The organism is Allokutzneria multivorans, assembly GCF_039537405.1.
GTDB classification, from domain to species: Bacteria; Actinomycetota; Actinomycetes; order Mycobacteriales; family Pseudonocardiaceae; genus Allokutzneria; species Allokutzneria multivorans.
Window position 1 is genome coordinate 241,542 of record NZ_BAABAL010000006.1, and the last position, 14,577, is coordinate 256,118.

Annotated in this window: 15 protein-coding genes and 4 tRNA genes; 3 read left to right on the forward strand and 16 right to left on the reverse strand. The window is 69.3% G+C overall.

Annotated elements, in window-relative coordinates; translation table 11 throughout:
- Positions 1–32: 32 nt before the first annotated feature.
- The 4 genes from ABD798_RS10875 to rplJ all read right to left on the reverse strand — a co-directional run bounded on the left by ABD798_RS10875 (position 33) and on the right by rplJ (position 3,201).
- Positions 33–821: an MlaE family ABC transporter permease gene (locus ABD798_RS10875; protein ID WP_344873386.1), complete on the reverse strand. Its 789-nt coding sequence runs from the start codon at positions 819–821 to the stop codon at positions 33–35.
- Complete coding sequence (locus tag ABD798_RS10880) at positions 818–1,972, reverse strand: ABC transporter ATP-binding protein (protein WP_344873388.1); 1,155 nt, start codon at positions 1,970–1,972, stop codon at positions 818–820. The genes ABD798_RS10875 and ABD798_RS10880 overlap by 4 nt, the downstream gene beginning before the upstream one ends.
- A 227-nt stretch (positions 1,973–2,199) precedes the next feature.
- Positions 2,200–2,586 (reverse strand): 50S ribosomal protein L7/L12, encoded by a 387-nt coding sequence (rplL, locus tag ABD798_RS10885; RefSeq protein WP_086818836.1) that lies wholly within the window; start codon positions 2,584–2,586, stop codon positions 2,200–2,202.
- Positions 2,587–2,655: 69 nt separating this feature from the next.
- Complete coding sequence (gene rplJ, locus ABD798_RS10890) at positions 2,656–3,201, reverse strand: 50S ribosomal protein L10 (RefSeq protein ID WP_344873393.1); 546 nt, start codon at positions 3,199–3,201, stop codon at positions 2,656–2,658.
- Positions 3,202–3,552: 351 nt separating this feature from the next.
- On the opposite strand from rplJ, the gene ABD798_RS10895 reads away from it, so the two are divergent.
- Positions 3,553–4,446 carry a hypothetical protein gene (locus tag ABD798_RS10895; protein WP_344873395.1) on the forward strand — a complete coding sequence of 298 codons (894 nt, stop codon included), beginning with the start codon at positions 3,553–3,555 and terminating at the stop codon, positions 4,444–4,446.
- Positions 4,447–4,524: 78 nt separating this feature from the next.
- On the opposite strand, the gene rplA is transcribed toward ABD798_RS10895, so the two are convergent.
- The 4 genes from rplA to ABD798_RS10915 all read right to left on the reverse strand — a co-directional run bounded on the left by rplA (position 4,525) and on the right by ABD798_RS10915 (position 6,835).
- On the reverse strand, positions 4,525–5,241 hold the full coding sequence (gene rplA / locus ABD798_RS10900) for a 50S ribosomal protein L1 (protein WP_344873397.1): 717 nt from the start codon (positions 5,239–5,241) through the stop codon (positions 4,525–4,527).
- 86 nt (positions 5,242–5,327) lie between these two features.
- Entirely contained in the window at positions 5,328–6,134 is an 807-nt protein-coding gene (gene nusG / locus ABD798_RS10905; protein WP_344873399.1) for a transcription termination/antitermination protein NusG, read from the reverse strand.
- 196 nt (positions 6,135–6,330) lie between these two features.
- Entirely contained in the window at positions 6,331–6,726 is a 396-nt protein-coding gene (gene secE, locus ABD798_RS10910) for a preprotein translocase subunit SecE (RefSeq protein ID WP_344873401.1), read from the reverse strand.
- A gap of 36 nt (positions 6,727–6,762) precedes the next feature.
- Positions 6,763–6,835: transfer RNA gene (locus tag ABD798_RS10915), tRNA-Trp, on the reverse strand.
- A 193-nt stretch (positions 6,836–7,028) separates the two neighbouring features.
- Here ABD798_RS10915 and ABD798_RS10920 point away from each other — a divergent pair.
- Positions 7,029–8,282: a pyridoxal phosphate-dependent aminotransferase gene (locus ABD798_RS10920; protein WP_344873403.1), complete on the forward strand. Its 1,254-nt coding sequence runs from the start codon at positions 7,029–7,031 to the stop codon at positions 8,280–8,282.
- Positions 8,283–8,366: 84 nt separating this feature from the next.
- On the opposite strand, the gene ABD798_RS10925 is transcribed toward ABD798_RS10920, so the two are convergent.
- The 6 genes from ABD798_RS10925 to ABD798_RS10950 form a co-directional block, all read right to left on the reverse strand.
- Positions 8,367–8,807 carry a MaoC/PaaZ C-terminal domain-containing protein gene (locus ABD798_RS10925; RefSeq protein ID WP_344873404.1) on the reverse strand — a complete coding sequence of 147 codons (441 nt, stop codon included), beginning with the start codon at positions 8,805–8,807 and terminating at the stop codon, positions 8,367–8,369.
- Positions 8,804–9,265 (reverse strand): FAS1-like dehydratase domain-containing protein, encoded by a 462-nt coding sequence (locus ABD798_RS10930; RefSeq protein ID WP_344873406.1) that lies wholly within the window; start codon positions 9,263–9,265, stop codon positions 8,804–8,806. Before ABD798_RS10930 ends, ABD798_RS10925 begins: the two co-directional genes overlap by 4 nt.
- A gap of 109 nt (positions 9,266–9,374) precedes the next feature.
- Positions 9,375–9,539, reverse strand: a complete 165-nt coding sequence (gene rpmG / locus ABD798_RS10935) for a 50S ribosomal protein L33 (RefSeq protein WP_086818845.1) — start codon at positions 9,537–9,539, stop codon at positions 9,375–9,377.
- Positions 9,540–9,732: 193 nt separating this feature from the next.
- Positions 9,733–9,805 (reverse strand) — tRNA-Met (locus ABD798_RS10940).
- 78 nt (positions 9,806–9,883) lie between these two features.
- Positions 9,884–9,956, reverse strand: a tRNA-Thr gene (locus ABD798_RS10945).
- Positions 9,957–10,025: 69 nt separating this feature from the next.
- Entirely contained in the window at positions 10,026–12,662 is a 2,637-nt protein-coding gene (locus ABD798_RS10950) for a putative bifunctional diguanylate cyclase/phosphodiesterase (RefSeq protein ID WP_344873408.1), read from the reverse strand.
- Positions 12,663–13,043: 381 nt separating this feature from the next.
- Here ABD798_RS10950 and ABD798_RS10955 point away from each other — a divergent pair, with 381 nt between their 5' ends.
- Positions 13,044–13,433 (forward strand): SSI family serine proteinase inhibitor, encoded by a 390-nt coding sequence (locus ABD798_RS10955; RefSeq protein ID WP_344873410.1) that lies wholly within the window; start codon positions 13,044–13,046, stop codon positions 13,431–13,433.
- Between the two features lie 31 nt (positions 13,434–13,464).
- Here ABD798_RS10955 and ABD798_RS10960 read toward each other — a convergent pair whose 3' ends face one another.
- Together ABD798_RS10960 and ABD798_RS10965 are read right to left on the reverse strand one after the other, a co-directional pair.
- A complete protein-coding gene (locus tag ABD798_RS10960; protein WP_344873412.1) occupies positions 13,465–14,283 on the reverse strand; it encodes a glycosyltransferase family 2 protein in 819 nt (272 codons plus the stop codon).
- Positions 14,284–14,372: 89 nt separating this feature from the next.
- Positions 14,373–14,453: transfer RNA gene (locus ABD798_RS10965), tRNA-Tyr, on the reverse strand.
- Positions 14,454–14,577: the final 124 nt, after the last annotated feature.

A 14,577-nucleotide genomic window follows, 5' to 3' on the forward strand; every position in this document is an offset into this window, starting at 1 on the left:
CCACCCGCTTCGCGCGGTCGGAGATGGTCACGTCACATCCCCTTCGCCGGGACGAGCTGGAGGTACAGCGTCGTCAGCACGAAGTTCACGAAGAACAGCAGCAGGAACGTGATCACCACGGCCTGGTTCACCGCGTCGCCGACGCCCTTGGGGCCGCCCTTCGGGTTGAGCCCGCGATAGGCCGCGACGATGCCCGCGATGAAGCCGAAGATCACCGCCTTGAGCTCGCTGATCCACAGGTCCGGCAGCTGCGCCAAGGCCGAAAAGCTCGCCAGGTACGCGCCCGGCGTCCCATCCTGCAGGATCACGTTGAAGAAGTAGCCGCCGAGCACGCCCACCACGCTGACCATGCCGTTGAGCAGCAACGCGACCAGCATCGCGGCGAGCACCCTCGGCACGACGAGGCGCTGGATCGGCGAGACGCCGAGCACCTCCATCGCGTCGATCTCGTCGCGGATCTTGCGCGAGCCCAGGTCCGCGCAGATCGCCGAGCCGCCCGCGCCCGCGATGAGCAGCGCGGTGACGATCGGGCTGGCCTGTTGGATCACCGCGAGCACGCTCGCCGCGCCGGTGAACGACTGCGCGCCGAGCTGCCTGGTCAACGACCCCAGCTGGAGCGCGATCACCGCGCCGAACGGGATCGCGACCAGTGCCGTCGGCAGGATCGTGACGCTGGCGATGAACCAGCACTGCTGGATGAACTCGCGCACCTGGAACGGCCGCTTGAACACGGCCCTGGTGGTGTCCAGGCCCAGCGCGAACATCCGGCCGGTTTCCCGCAGCGCCCCGGCTCCGGGGAAGGACGGGCCCGCCTGGGTCATGTCCGTTCACCCCGCTCCCAGCCGATGTCCTGCGGAGCGTTGCGCGGGTACGGGGTCGGCCGCGAGTCGAACGAGGTCGGCAGCGGGATCGGCTGAGTCCGCTCCGGGGACTGCTGCGCCGGCGCGGTCGCGGCGTAGAACCCGTACCGCGCGCGCTCCTCGTCGCTGAGGCTGTCGATGATCGCCTCACGCGCGACGGGCGGCAGCGTGTGCAGGATGCTCATCACCCGCTGCTTCCTGCGCTCGGCCGCGAGCCGCACGGGCAGTCCTGGCGAGGGCTGGATCTGCGGCACGATGCCCGTTCCCCCACCGCCCTTCGGCCCGCCGAGCACGTCCACCCCGCCGTTGGCCCGCAGCTCCGCGAGCTCGGCCGCGGCCTGTGCGGCGTCCTTCTCCTCGCTCATCCCGATCGGGCCCTGCCTGCGACCGTTGAGGAACTGCTCCACGACGGGCTCCGTCGAGGTCAGCAGCACCTCGCGCGGGCCGAACATGACCAGCTCGCGGCGGAACAGCATGCCGATGTTGTCCGGGACCGTGCGCGCGGTGCCGATGTCGTGGGTGACGATCAGGAAGGTCGCGTCGATCTGCGCGTTCAGGTCGACGATCAGCTGGTTGAGGTAGGCGACGCGGACCGGGTCCAGGCCGGAGTCCGGCTCGTCGAACAGGATGATCTCCGGGTCGAGGACCAGCGCACGGGCCAGGCCGGCGCGCTTGCGCATGCCGCCGGAGATCTCACCGGGCAGCTTCTTCTCGGCCCCGATGAGGCCGACCATCTCCATCTTCTCCAGCACGATCCGCCTGACCTCGGCCTCGGTCTTGCGGGTGTGCTCGCGCAGCGGGAAGGCGATGTTGTCGAAGAGGTTCATCGACCCGAACAGCGCGCCGTCCTGGAACAGCACGCCGAAGAGCTTGCGGGTCTCGTAGAGCTTGTGCTCGGAGCAGCGGCAGATGTCGATGCCGTTGATCACGACCTTGCCGCGCTCGGGGCGCAGCAGGCCGACCAAGGACTTCAGGAACACCGACTTCCCGGTGCCTGACGGCCCCAGCAGAACGCTGATCTCCCCTGGCGGGAGGTTCAGCGTGACGTCCTGCCAGATGGTCTGTTTCCCGAAGGACTTGGACAAGCCCTCGACGACCACCTCGACGCCCATCGCACCTCCTGCTCGTCACCGCTTCCCCGGGGTGAGGGGAAACATGAAAGCAGACGCCGCGGCGATCGGCGTCACACCCGGACAACGAGCGTGTCCGCCGGAAGTTACTGCCGAGTTCGACTGGTGGTCACGGCTGAATAACGGGCGGGGAACGACAGTGGGGCAGGTCCTGCGAACAGGACCTGCCCCACTGCGGCAGTTCTCACACGCGGCTCAGGCCGCGATGATCACTTGATGGAGACGGCGGCGCCGGCGGCGACCAGCTTCTCCTTGGCGGCCTCGGCGGCCTCCTTGTTGACGCCCTCGAGGATGGGCTTCGGCGCACCCTCGACGAGCTCCTTGGCCTCCTTGAGGCCCAGGCCGGTGACGACCTCGCGGACGACCTTGATGACCTGGATCTTCTTGTCACCCGCGGAGTCGAGGATGACGTTGAACTCGGTCTGCTCCTCGGCGGCCTCGGCGCCGGCAGCGGCACCCGGGGCGGCGGCGATCGCGACCGGCGCGGCGGCGGTGACCTCGAACTTGTCCTCGAACGCCTTCACGAACTCGGAGAGCTCGAGCAGGGTCATCTCACCGAAAACGTCCAACAGCTCGTCGGTGCTGAGCTTCGCCATGGTGGCGGTTTCCTTTCCTTACGTGCGCCGTTGGTGTTGCTACGCGCGGGCGCGGAATGTGGGGGTTGGTCAGCTCTCGTCCGCAGGAGCGGCGTCGCCGGCGGCGGCGCGCTTGTCCTGCAGAGCGGCTGCCAGGCGGGCCACCTGCGAGGCCGGGGCGGCGAACAGCCCGGCGGCCTTGGTGAGGTTGCCCTTCATCGCGCCCGCCAGCTTGGCGAGCAGGACCTCACGGGAGTCGAGGTCCGCGATCTGGTTGACCTCGTCGACGGACAAGGGACGGCCATCCATGTAGCCGCCCTTGATGACAAGGGCCTTGTTGTCCTTCGCGAAGGTCCGGATCGCCTTCGCGGCGTCCACCGGCTCACCCTTGACAAAGGCGATCGCGGTGGGGCCGACGAGCAGGTCGTCCAGGCCCTCGAAGCCCGCCTCCGAGGCGGCGCGCTTGACGAGGGTGTTCTTCGCGACGGTGTACGCCACGCCGTCGCCGAGGGCGCGCCGCAGCTCGGTGAGCTGCGCCATGGAAAGCCCTCGGTACTCGGTGACGACCGCAGCCGAGCTGCCACGGAACCTGTCCGCGATCTCGGCGACGGCCTCAACCTTTCCAGGCTTTGCCATGGTCGCCTCCTCTCTGCTTCTTCGTCTCAATCCACAGCGAAGAGCGCGGACCGGGGGGTCCACGCCGGATTCAGGCTGGGAGAAACAAAGAAGCCCCGGCGCAAGGGCACGGGGCTAGCAGATCCGGCACGCGCGAGCGCACCGCGAAATCGCCTCGTCCTCCTGCGCGGGCGCCCTCCCGGGCCTTAGTCCTCACCCGCCCGAGAGCGGGAGAGACAACCAGCGGTCTTCGGTGGAACGACGATGAGCCTACGTCAAGCCCCCGCACGCACCCAAATCGGGGTCTCCAGGCCCGTCGGCTACCGGCCCTGCCCCCGCGACGGGCACGATGGACGGCAACAGGAGGTGACCGTGTCACAACCGAGCCAGCTTCCCCCGTCGTGGGAGAACCCGAGCCCGCCGAAGGGTCCCAGCGGCAAGTCAGTTCTCGCCTGGTTCACCCAGCGCCGACTGATCGGATTGAGCCTGGCGATCACATCGCTGGTGCTCTGGCCGTTCACCGAGTGGTCGTGGTGGCCCCTCGCCGGGGCACTCGCCTTCGGCTTCCTCGTCCGCATCCTGCGACTGGACCAGTTGCTCCCGGGCTGGTCGGGCATTGCGACGCTCGCCGTCGCGGCCGTGTGGCTGGTGAACATCACAACCGGCTGGAGCTGGGCCATCCTCATCGGCCTGCTCGTACTGGCCCTAGGGGTCCCCAGGCTGCCGAGGTTCGAGCTGCTGATCATCGGCGTGGTCCTCGTGGTCGTGGGAACCATCGGCGCGGTCTGGTGGCGCATAGGCGACGAGCAGGTGCGGGCAGAACAACGCGCCCAGGACTCGGCTTTCCTGCGGGTCAGCGGTCTGCCTCCGACACCCGTACGGGCACTGCGAGCACTGCTCGCCTACATCGGGAAGAACGACCCGGGCAACGGGCACCCCGAGGCACCGGGAGGTGCGTGCGGCCTGCTCTCCCCCGTCGCTCGCGCGGAGTTCGCGGCGGCGAACAACGCGCCCGACTGCACATCAGCCGTGCGCCTGCTCGCGGACAAGGTGACCGACCCACTGCGCTATCCCAAGATCATCGAGACCCAGGTGAAGACCAGGGAAACCGGGATCGCGGCCAGCCTGGACGCGTGCCAGATCTTCTGGGAGCCCCCGATGAACGGCGCGCCCGCCGGTGATCCAGGCCCACCTCTCGGCCGCCTGGAACTCCAGAAGCAGATGAACGCCGGCTGGTTGATCATGTCCTACAAGCCGACCTGCTAGCACCCTTCCTGCTCAGAACAGCGAAAAGGCGGTCGTCCCCGAGGGGGCGACCGCCTTTTCGGCGTCAGTGCGCGGGGGTCAGGCGGACACCTCGTCCGTCAGCAGCGCGCGGGTGCGGTTCGGGTCGACCGGGATGCCGGGGCCCGTGGTGGTGCTGAAGGTGACCTTCTTGATGTAGCGGCCCTTGGCGGCGGACGGCTTGGCCCGCAGGATCTCGTCGAGGGCGGCGGCGTAGTTCTCCACCAGCTTCTCGGTGTCGAAGGAGGACTTGCCGATCACCAGGTGCAGGTTGGCCTGCTTGTCGACGCGGAAGTTGATCTTTCCGCCCTTGATCTCGTTGACGGCCTTGGTCACGTCCGGGGTGACGGTGCCGGTCTTGGGGTTCGGCATCAGGCCACGCGGGCCGAGCACGCGCGCGATGCGACCGACCTTGGCCATCTGGTCCGGGGTGGCGATGGCGGCGTCGAAGTCCAGCCAGCCGCCCTGGATGCGGGCGATCAGCTCGTCCGAGCCAACGGCGTCGGCGCCGGCGGCCTCGGCCTCTGCGGCCTTGTCACCGACGGCGAAGACGATGACGCGGGCGGTCTTGCCGGTGCCGTGCGGCAGGTTCACGGTGCCGCGGACCATCTGGTCGGCCTTGCGCGGGTCGACACCGAGGCGCATGGCGACCTCGACGGTGGCGTCCATCTTGGTGGAGGTGGTCTCCTTGGCCAGGCCGACGGCCTGCAGCGGCGAGTACAGCCGCTCCTTGTCGATCTTGGTCGACGCCTCGCGGTAAGCCTTGCTGCGCTTCATGTTCTGTCCTCGGTTCTGGATCAGTTGTGGTGCGAGCCGCGCTGGCTCTCCCACGCTTTCTTGTGTGGAACGACCGGTCGAGCCGGTCAGATCTTGGAGACCTGGGTGAAGGAGAGCTCGACCGGGGTCTCCCGGCCGAAGATCGACACCAGCACCTTGAGCTTCTGCGCGTCCGGGCTGACCTCGCTGATGGTGGCGGGCAGCGTGGCGAACGGGCCGTCCATGACGGTGACGGACTCGCCGACCTCGAAGTCCACCTCGATGGTGGTCTTGGCGACGCTGGCGGCGGCCTTCTTGCCGGGCTCCGCGGCGGCCTTGTCCTTCTCCACCTGCGGGGCGAGGAACTTGAAGACCTCGTCCAGGGTCAGCGGCGAGGGCTTGGAGGTCGCGCCGACGAAGCCGGTGACGCCGGGGGTGTTGCGCACCGCGCTCCACGAGCCGTCGTTGAGCTCCATCCGGACCAGGATGTAGCCGGGCAGCACCTTGCGCTGCACCTGCTTGCGCTGGCCGTTCTTGATCTCGGTGACCTCCTCGGTCGGCACCTCGACCTGGAAGATGAAGTCCTCCATGTCGAGGGTCCCGATCCGGGTCTCGAGGTTCGCCTTGACCTTGTTCTCGTAGCCGGCGTAGGAGTGCACGACGTACCAGTCACCGGGCGCGTGGCGCAGGGCCTCGCGCAGCTCGGCGACGGGGTCCTCGACGGGCTCGTCGATGTCCGCCTCGTCCGCCGTCGACTCATCGGTGTCCGCGGTGTCCACGTCGCCGACGGGGTCGCCAGCGGAGTCCTCGCCAACCGGTTCGACGTGCTCGGAGTCACCATCGCTGGTCGCGGCGGCGTGCACCTGCTCGTCGGACAGGTCGGCCAGCTCCTGGCCGCCGTCGGTGGAGGTCACAGTCGGTCTCGCTTCCTCTCGTACGTCGCGGGCCCGACCGAAGGAGGTCCGACCGACCGGCCCGGGTTCCGGGCCGGGGCGACGACATGGTCTGTACACGCCTCGCCCGCACTGGGTTCCCTGTGCAGGTTCCCCGCAGTCCCCGCGGTGCGCCACCCGAGCGCGCCGCGCGTCCGGCGACCGGTGGGAACCGGTCCTAGCCGAACAGCCAGAGGACGCCCTGCGCGAAGGCGACGTCCAGGCCCGCGACCAGCCCCACCATGAAGGCGACGAAGACCAGCACCACGGCGGTGTAGGTCACCAGCTGCTTGCGCGTGGGCCAGATGACCTTGCGGAGTTCTGCGACGACCTCGCGGAGGAACCGGCCGAAGCGCTTGAAGGGGTTGCCCTTCTTCTGCTGCTCCTGGCGGTCGCGGGAGGGCGTCGGCTTGCCCTTGGAGTCCCCGCTCGCGGAGGCACCCTCGGACCGCTTGGCCGCACGGCGCGAAGCCGGACGCGCGGAGCCGCGGCGCTCACGCCGCGCCGCAGCGGTAACCGGACGGGAGGTGTCGTCAGACCCTTCCGACCGTTCCTGCTCGCTGCGCTCACTCACGCGAACTCCTCGCTTTGCTGACCGACTGCGTCGACGCAGGGGCGACAGGACTTGAACCTGCAACCTGCGGTTTTGGAGACCGCTGCTCTGCCAATTGAGCTACGCCCCTTCGTGATCGCCTTGGCACACCGCGACCACGTCCGAGAAGCGTACTGCACCGTCCCGCGCAGCTCGCGAGCAGGTGTCAACAACGCTTCGGCACGCCGAGTCTAGGGCACACCGGCCCCCGGACTCCAACCGGTTGCCCGTCCACGGGGTGGGCGGCGTGAAAACCGCTGACCGCCGCGTGCCACGATTCCCCCATGGCTGCCTCCGACGCACCTACCGTCACCAGCGACTCCGTCTCCCCCGCCGTCCGAAGCCGCGTGTCCGCCCGAGTGGGCGGGATCGCGGAGTCGGCCACCCTCGCCGTGGACGCCAAGGCCAAGGCACTCAAGGCCGCAGGCCGCCCCGTGATCGGCTTCGGCGCCGGTGAGCCCGACTTCCCGACGCCCGCCCCGATCGTCGAGGCCGCGGCCGCCGCGTGCGCCGAGGCGCGCAACCACCGCTACACCCCGGCCGCCGGCCTTCCCGAGCTGCGCGAGGCCGTCGCGGCGAAGACCGCGCGCGACACCGGCTACCAGGTCGCGCCCGGCCAGGTGCTGATCACCAACGGCGGCAAGCAGGCCGTCTACCAGGCCTTCGCAACGATCGTCGACCCGGGCGACGAGGTGCTGCTGCCCGCTCCGTACTGGACCACCTACCCGGAGGCGATCGGCCTCGCGGGCGGTGTCCCGGTCGAGGTCCAGTCCGACGAGACCACCGGCTACATGGTGACCGTCGAGCAGCTGGAGGCGGCGCGCACGCCGAGGACCAAGGTGCTGCTGTTCTGCTCGCCGTCCAACCCGACCGGCGCGGTCTACCCGCGCGAGCAGGTCGAGGCGATCGGCCGCTGGGCCGTCGAGCACGGGATCTGGGTCATCACCGACGAGATCTACGAGCACCTGACCTACGACGGCGTCGAGGCCGTGTCCATGCCGGTCGTGGTGCCCGAGCTGGCCGACACCTGCATCGTGGTGAACGGCGTCGCCAAGACCTACGCGATGACCGGCTGGCGGGTCGGCTGGCTGATCGGGCCTGCCGACGTGATCAAGGCCGCGTCGAACTACCAGTCGCACCTGACCTCCAACGTCTGCAACGTGGCGCAGCGCGCGGCGCTCGCGGCGGTCTCCGGTTCGCTGGACGCGGTCGCGGACATGCGCGCGGCCTTCGACCGGCGCAGGCAGACCATCGTGAAGATGCTCTCGGAGATCCCGGGTGTGAACTGCCCCACCCCCGAGGGCGCGTTCTACGTGTACCCGTCGGTGAAGGGCTTGCTGGGCAAGGAGATCCGGGGCGTGCGCGCGACCACCAGCGTCGAGCTGGCCGCGCTCGTGCTGGAGCACGCCGAGGTCGCGGTCGTGCCCGGTGAGGCCTTCGGCACGCCCGGTTACTTCCGCCTGTCCTACGCGCTCGGCGACGAGGACCTGGTGACCGGTGTGACGCGGATGGCGGAGCTGCTCCGCGAGGCCCGCTGACACCGCGGAAGCCGCTCAGAACGCCGAAAGGCCGTTCCGCTCCCCCAAGGAGCCGGAACGGCCTTTCGCTTGTCTGCGGCCGAATCAGGCCAGGCGCACGATGGCGTAGCAGCGGCCGAAGATCAGCTGCCCCTCGCACTTGGCGTAGACGTCCACCCGCGCGGTGCCGTCGTCGTTGACGAGGCCGACCTTGGCGGTGACGTCGATGGTGGTGCCGGCCTCGTCGTCGGGAACGACGACCGGGCGGCCGAAGCGGGCCTGGTAGTCGATGACCGCGGCCGGGTCGCCGACCCAGTCGGTGACGATCCTGGCGACCATGCCCATCGTCAGCAGGCCGTGCGCGATGACGCCGGGCAGCCCGGCCTCCTTGGCGCGCTTGTCGCTGTAGTGGATGAAGTTGCAGTCGCTGGAGATGCCCGAGTACCTGATCAGGTCCCTGCGGGTGACCTTGAGGGTGAGCGGCGGCAGCTGGTCGCCCTTGGCGACGTCGGCGGCGCGGCGCAGGCCGGTCGTGGTGGTGCTCACGCGTCTTTCCCTTCTGCCAGGCCGATGCCGTCGCCCCGGACGATCAGGGTGGCGACGACGGTGCCGACCTTCTCGCCCTCCTCGGTCGCGAACTCCGACCGCAGGATCAGGTAGTCGTTGCCCGCCCTGCTGGTGATGTCGTCGACGTGGGCGGTGGTGGTGAGCCGGTCCCCTGGCCGCACGGGCCGGTGCAGGACGAAGCGCTGGGCCCCGTGCACCATCCGGCTGTAGTCCAGTCCGAGGTCGGGGTCGTCGGTCACGACGTGGTGCGAGCGGGTCGCCAGCACGCTCAGGAACGTCGGCGACGCGACGGAGTCGGGGTGCCCGATCGCCTTGGCGGCCTCGGGGTCCCGGTACACGGGGTTCACGTCGCTGACGGCGTAGGCGAACTCGATGATGTTCTGCCTGCCGACCTCATAGATCCACGGCAGCCGGTACGAACGACCGACGAAAGACATGTTTAGCGCCACGGAGGTGCAGATTACCCGGTGAACGACAACTGCCCCGCACACCGGCGGGGCAGTTGGCCAAGGCTGTGAGGCAGACCGCAGTGACGCGGTCGACGGGTCAGCGGGTCTCCTTGTGAGCCCGGTGCGTCCCGCAGTTGGGGCAGAACTTCTTGACCTCGAGGCGGTCGGGGTCGTTCCGCCGGTTCTTGCGGGTGATGTAGTTGCGGTGCTTGCACTCCTCGCACGCCAACGTGATCTTGGGGCGAACGTCAGTCGCGGCCACGGCGCGCCTCTCTCTCCATCAGTACATCCCCACAAGCAGCAGGGTCTTCTCAAGTCCCAACACGAGGAGGTGACCACCGCGATGGGGGTGCAGGGGGCAAGCCCCCTGCCTGGGGTCTGGGGGCTGGGCCCCCAGTGTGATGGCGAATCAGGCCAAGTTCGCGCTTTCCGCGAACAAGGCTCAACCACCTGAGTAGCGGTGGCCGGACTTGAACCGGCGACACAGCGATTATGAGCCGCTTGCTCTACCACCTGAGCTACACCGCTTCGTACGACTCGCGCCGTACTTATTACGTGAGTAAGCCGCGCTGCCAGCTGAACTGAGCATCGCGGCTATCCTCATCGAGCCCCAAAACGGAATCGAACCGTTGACCTTCTCCTTACCATGGAGACACTCTACCGACTGAGCTATTGGGGCGAGCTGTTCTCGGTGAAGCAAGATGAACCTTACACAACCCCGGCGCAGCAACAAAATCGGGGGGGTCCCTCAGCGCACCAGGGTGAGCACCATCTCATCGTGGCGGCCCCGCGCGCGGATGGTGCGGGCCCGCAACCAGGCCTCGAAGCGGTCCTCGGCCAGCGGCCGGGAGATCAGGTAGCCCTGGGCGATGTCGCAGCCCATGCTCACGAGCTGCTCCCGCGCGGCGTCGTCCTCGACGCCCTCGGCGACCACGGTGAGGCCGAGCGAGTGCCCCAGTTCGACGATGGAGCGCACCACGGCCATGTCGCCGAGGTCGGTGCCCATGCCGAGCACGAAGCTCTTGTCGATCTTCACCTCGTCCACCGGGAGCTGACGGAGGTAGGCGAGCGAGGAGTAGCCGGTGCCGAAGTCGTCGACGGCGAGCACGACGCCGAGCGCGTGCAGCCTGCGCAGCACCGGTAGCGAGCGCTCCGGGTCGGCCATCACGCCGGACTCGGTGAGCTCGAAGGTGAGCAGCCTCGGTGGCACGTCGTGGCGGCGCAACGCGTCCGCGACGCGGTCGGGGAAGGACTCATCGGCGAGGTTGCGCACGGACAGGTTCACCGCGGCGGACAGCCGCAGTCCCCTGTCCAGCCACTGCCGCACGCGGACCAGCGAGCACTCCATGACGAAGCCGGTGAGCGCGTCCACGAGGCCGGTGGCCTCGACGGCGGGCACGAACTCGTCGGGGTCCAGCGGGCCGTACTCCGGGTGCCGCCAGCGGACCAGGGCCTCGACGCCGACGACCTCGCGGCTCGGCAGCGCGACCTTGGGCTGGTAGTGCACGGTGACCTGGCCGCTGTCCAGCGCGTGCCGGAACTGGGTGACGAGTTCGAAGCGGCGCTTGAACATCTGGCCCATCGCGGGCACGTACGCGCGGACCGAGTCATCGCCCGCCTTGGCCAGGCGCACGGCGACGTCGGCGCGCTGGATGAGGGTGTCGACGTCGAGTTCGGGCTCGCCGTCCTCGTCCGTGGTCAGCACGTAGCCGACGACGGCGCTGGCTTCGACGGTCAGCCGGTCCACCGGGTAGGGCGCCGCGACCTGGGCGCGGAGCTTGGCGGAGAGCCGGTGCGCCTCGTCGGCGTCGCAGTCGATCAGCAGGGCCGCGAACGCCCCGCCTTCGAGCCGGGCGAGCGGGACGTCGGGCCCGAACGCCTCGCGCAACCGCCTGCCCGCGGCGACGACCATGCGGTCGCCCCACGCGTGCCCGAGCGCGTCGCTGACGGTGGAGAGCACGTCGAGGTCGATGCGCAGCACGACGGAGTTCGGGTGGGTCCGCAGCCGTTCGGCGGCCGCCTCGCGGAAGCCGGGCCGGTTGAGCAGCCCGGTCAGCGGGTCGTGGTAGGCGTCGTGGCGGAGCTTGGCCAGGAGCCTGCGGTTGTCCATAGCCGTGGCGAGGTGGCTCGCGAGCGTCCTGAGCAGCCGCACGTCGGCCCGGCCGAAGCCGCGCCAGCGGCTGAGCCGGTCGTGCGCCTCCACCGCGCCGAGCAGCTGGTTGGCGCCGCGCAGCGGTACGACGAGCGCTTCGTGCGCGCCACGGCGGGCCAGCGCCTCGCGGACGTCGTCGGGGGCGTCGACCGTGCGGAAGTAGCGGACGTGCGCGCCGGGCAGTTGCAGCATCGGGTCGTCGCGCAGGCCGAGGGAGTCGTTCCGCGGGGCGTCCTCCGGCAGCGGCTCCCCCGCGACGAGGGAGCGGACTCCGGCGGGTGCGTCCGGTCGCAGGTGGAGCACCACGCGCGCGGCGTTGAGCTGCTCGCGGATGCGCTCGGCGATCTGCTGCCACTCCTCGTTGGCGCTGTCCGCGTGGACGTCGTCCGGCTCGCCGGTCGGCCTGTTCCCGGCCTGCTGGCCGGAGCGCGCGACGGTGAGGCTGACGTCGCTGAGGGCTTCGAGGTCGCGCTGTTCGCGCAGGAGGCCGGAGTAGGCGCGGTAGAGCAGGACGAGCGCGACCGAGACGAGCACCAGGAGCACCCAGCCCCAGGGGCCGCGCGTGCTGACCTCGTAGCCGACGAGCCCGACCGAGGTGTTGAGCAGGCCGACGACCAGGGTGCGCAGGCCGAGCCGCACCGCGCCGCCGATGCGCAGCTCACCACCGAGGACGTGCACCGCCGCGAGCGCGAAGGCCACGCTCACCATGGGAGATGCCACGGTGCCCGCGACCGCGCCCAGCCAGTTCGGGCCGCTGGTCACGGCCGTGGTGACCAGGTGGGCGATGCTGAAGGGGACCGCGATCTCCAGGCACATCACGCCGGCGTTGTAGACGACGTGGTCGCCGCCCCTGCGGCTGAGCTGGGCACCGAGCCCGGCGAGCAGGTGCGCTCCGAGCACGACCTCGAACGGCGCGGTGAGCAGGCCGAGCACGAGGGGGATCTCGGTGAAGGAGATGGTCCAGCCGACGGTGCGGACGTCGACGTCGATGGTCAGCTGCTCGGCGAGCAGGAACCCGAGCACCAGCAGCGGGCCGATCCAGAGCAGCTCGGGGCCGAAGTCCGCGCGCAGCCAGCTGCCGACCCCCGCCGTCGCGAGGACGCCGACGAGCAGGACGAGCCAGGAAAACCGGGCGAAGGTCCGCCCACGTGCCGCCGGATCGCCGGAGAGCCCCAGTGGTCGCGGCGCGTCCGGGGAGGACTCCGGGTCCAACGGGCGGCGACGATCGGACATCCACCCTCCTCAACGCGTTGCCGCAAACGGGCAACCCACGGTGCCTGCCGATCGTGACCGACCAGGGGCGTCTTGACTAGAGCGTCCGGAGGTCGACTTCACTCCAACAGGGGAAAGCCGCCGGGTGAATATGGACGCGGAAAGGGACCCCCACCAACCATCAGGGCCCCTTTCACCTGCGACTATACCCCTGCCGGGGTAACGATTACTCGGTCGAGTTGCCTACTCCGCCGACACAGAGTGATCACGGGATGATGTCGGCCACAGCACGTGGCGGTCACCGGCGCGGGTGTTACCCACCGGTCCGCCCGGCCGGGCGCGCGCGGCGGAGGTACACCGGGACCAACCGGACAGCTCGATCCGGAGGTCCCAGGAGGAGTCATGAGAACCGCTCGCGCGTTGTTCACCGCCGCCGTGGCGGCCGTCGCGGCGGCCACCGCCCTGTCCGCGCCCGCCTCGGCGTCCGAGGGGCAGGACAGCACCCTGGAGCTGATGCTCGTGCACGGCGACCAGGTCCGCAGGACGACGCTGACCTGCCAGCCGCACGGCGGCACCCACCCCAACGCCACCGCCGCCTGCGCGGACCTGCAGCAGGCGCACGGCAACTTCGCGAACCTCCCCGGCGCGAAGGACAAGAGCTGCACCATGGAGTACAACCCCGTGGACGTGAAGGCCCTGGGCACCTGGCGAGGCGCTCCGGTGGAGTTCAACCGGCACTTCGGCAACCCGTGCACCGTCAACGCGGCAATGGGCCCCGTCTTCCGCTTCTAGCGCCGGGATCGCTGCGCGGCGGGAGCGCCTTTCATATCCCGGGCTGCACCTTGGCGGCCGGGCCGACGTCGACCGAGTGGGTGTCGTGCCCGAAACCGGTAGCGCGCCGCTCACCGAACTGCACGTTCATCAAGCGCATGGCCTTCACGCGTTGTAGTGCCATGCGCCGGCAGTGCTCGCCAAGGTTGCGCGTTCTCGCCGCCCGCGTGATCTGCTGCGGATGCTGCCTGTAGAGCCAGGTCACGCCATCGAAGTTGTACCCGTCCGACATTTCGGAGAGCGCCGCGAACATGGCGATGTCCTCGTCGGACGGGAGGCCGATCCAGCCGCCAAGGGCCCGCAACGAGGTTGTTCGCATTGCCAGGCCAGCGCAATGAACGGGCCAGTTCCCTCCGTGCGCTTCCGCCCAGGAATTCACCTGACCTGCCGGAATCATTCCGTAAGGAAGAGCTGACTCGAAGCTCTTCCTTTCACCACTGGGCAGCAAGTCATCAGCCTGGCCCACTGCCCAGTGAATTCGATCGTCGTCGAACAGAGGGATGAGTGCGGAGAGAGCGCCCGGCAGCAGAACGTCGTCGGAATCCAGTACCTGCACCAGATCTCCGCGTGCTCGCGTGAGCGCCAGGTTGCGCGTCTCCGCGATGCTCAGTTGAGCGCCGTTCGGCTCGTACGCCGCGAACGGCACGTCGGCGAAGTGGCTTTCGAGGCAGGGGTCGGCCCCGTCCTCCTGCACCAGCCACTCGAGATCCCATCCTCCCGGGAGCTCCTGCCGGCGCACGCTGGTGATCGTCTCGCTCAGGAACGCGGCACCCGGCGCGTGGACCGCGGTGATGATCGAGATCAGTGGCACTGCCCGTTCTCCCAACGCTTCCCCGCCGTGCGGCACAGCAAAGGCCCCGTGACCAGTTTTAGCTGATCACGGGGCCTCTGTGCTGCGAGTGGCGGGTAGAGGATTCGAACCTCTGAAGCTTTCGCGACGGATTTACAGTCCGCTCCCATTGGCCGCTCGGGCAACCCGCCCCGCTCGCAGGGGAGAGCTTACATAGTGGGCGCCGGACGATCAGGAGGGGGGCCACCCGGTAGCGTCTTGGGGCGCGGGCACGTGCTCGCACGGGCGCGCACAACCCTCTGAACAGGAAGGACT

Excerpts from the sequence above, each read along its gene's own strand:
- ABD798_RS10955 (WP_344873410.1), top strand. The coding sequence starts at position 13,044 with ATGAGAACCGCTCGCGCGTTGTTCACCGCCGCCGTGGCGGCCGTCGCG.
- ABD798_RS10930 (WP_344873406.1), bottom strand. The coding sequence starts at position 9,265 with ATGTCTTTCGTCGGTCGTTCGTACCGGCTGCCGTGGATCTATGAGGTC.
- rplL (WP_086818836.1), bottom strand. The coding sequence starts at position 2,586 with ATGGCGAAGCTCAGCACCGACGAGCTGTTGGACGTTTTCGGTGAGATG.
- rplA (WP_344873397.1), bottom strand. The coding sequence starts at position 5,241 with ATGAAGCGCAGCAAGGCTTACCGCGAGGCGTCGACCAAGATCGACAAG.
- ABD798_RS10880 (WP_344873388.1), bottom strand. The coding sequence starts at position 1,972 with ATGGGCGTCGAGGTGGTCGTCGAGGGCTTGTCCAAGTCCTTCGGGAAA.
- ABD798_RS10920 (WP_344873403.1), top strand. The coding sequence starts at position 7,029 with ATGGCTGCCTCCGACGCACCTACCGTCACCAGCGACTCCGTCTCCCCC.
- ABD798_RS10950 (WP_344873408.1), bottom strand. The coding sequence starts at position 12,662 with ATGTCCGATCGTCGCCGCCCGTTGGACCCGGAGTCCTCCCCGGACGCG.
- rplJ (WP_344873393.1), bottom strand. The coding sequence starts at position 3,201 with ATGGCAAAGCCTGGAAAGGTTGAGGCCGTCGCCGAGATCGCGGACAGG.
- ABD798_RS10875 (WP_344873386.1), bottom strand. The coding sequence starts at position 821 with ATGACCCAGGCGGGCCCGTCCTTCCCCGGAGCCGGGGCGCTGCGGGAA.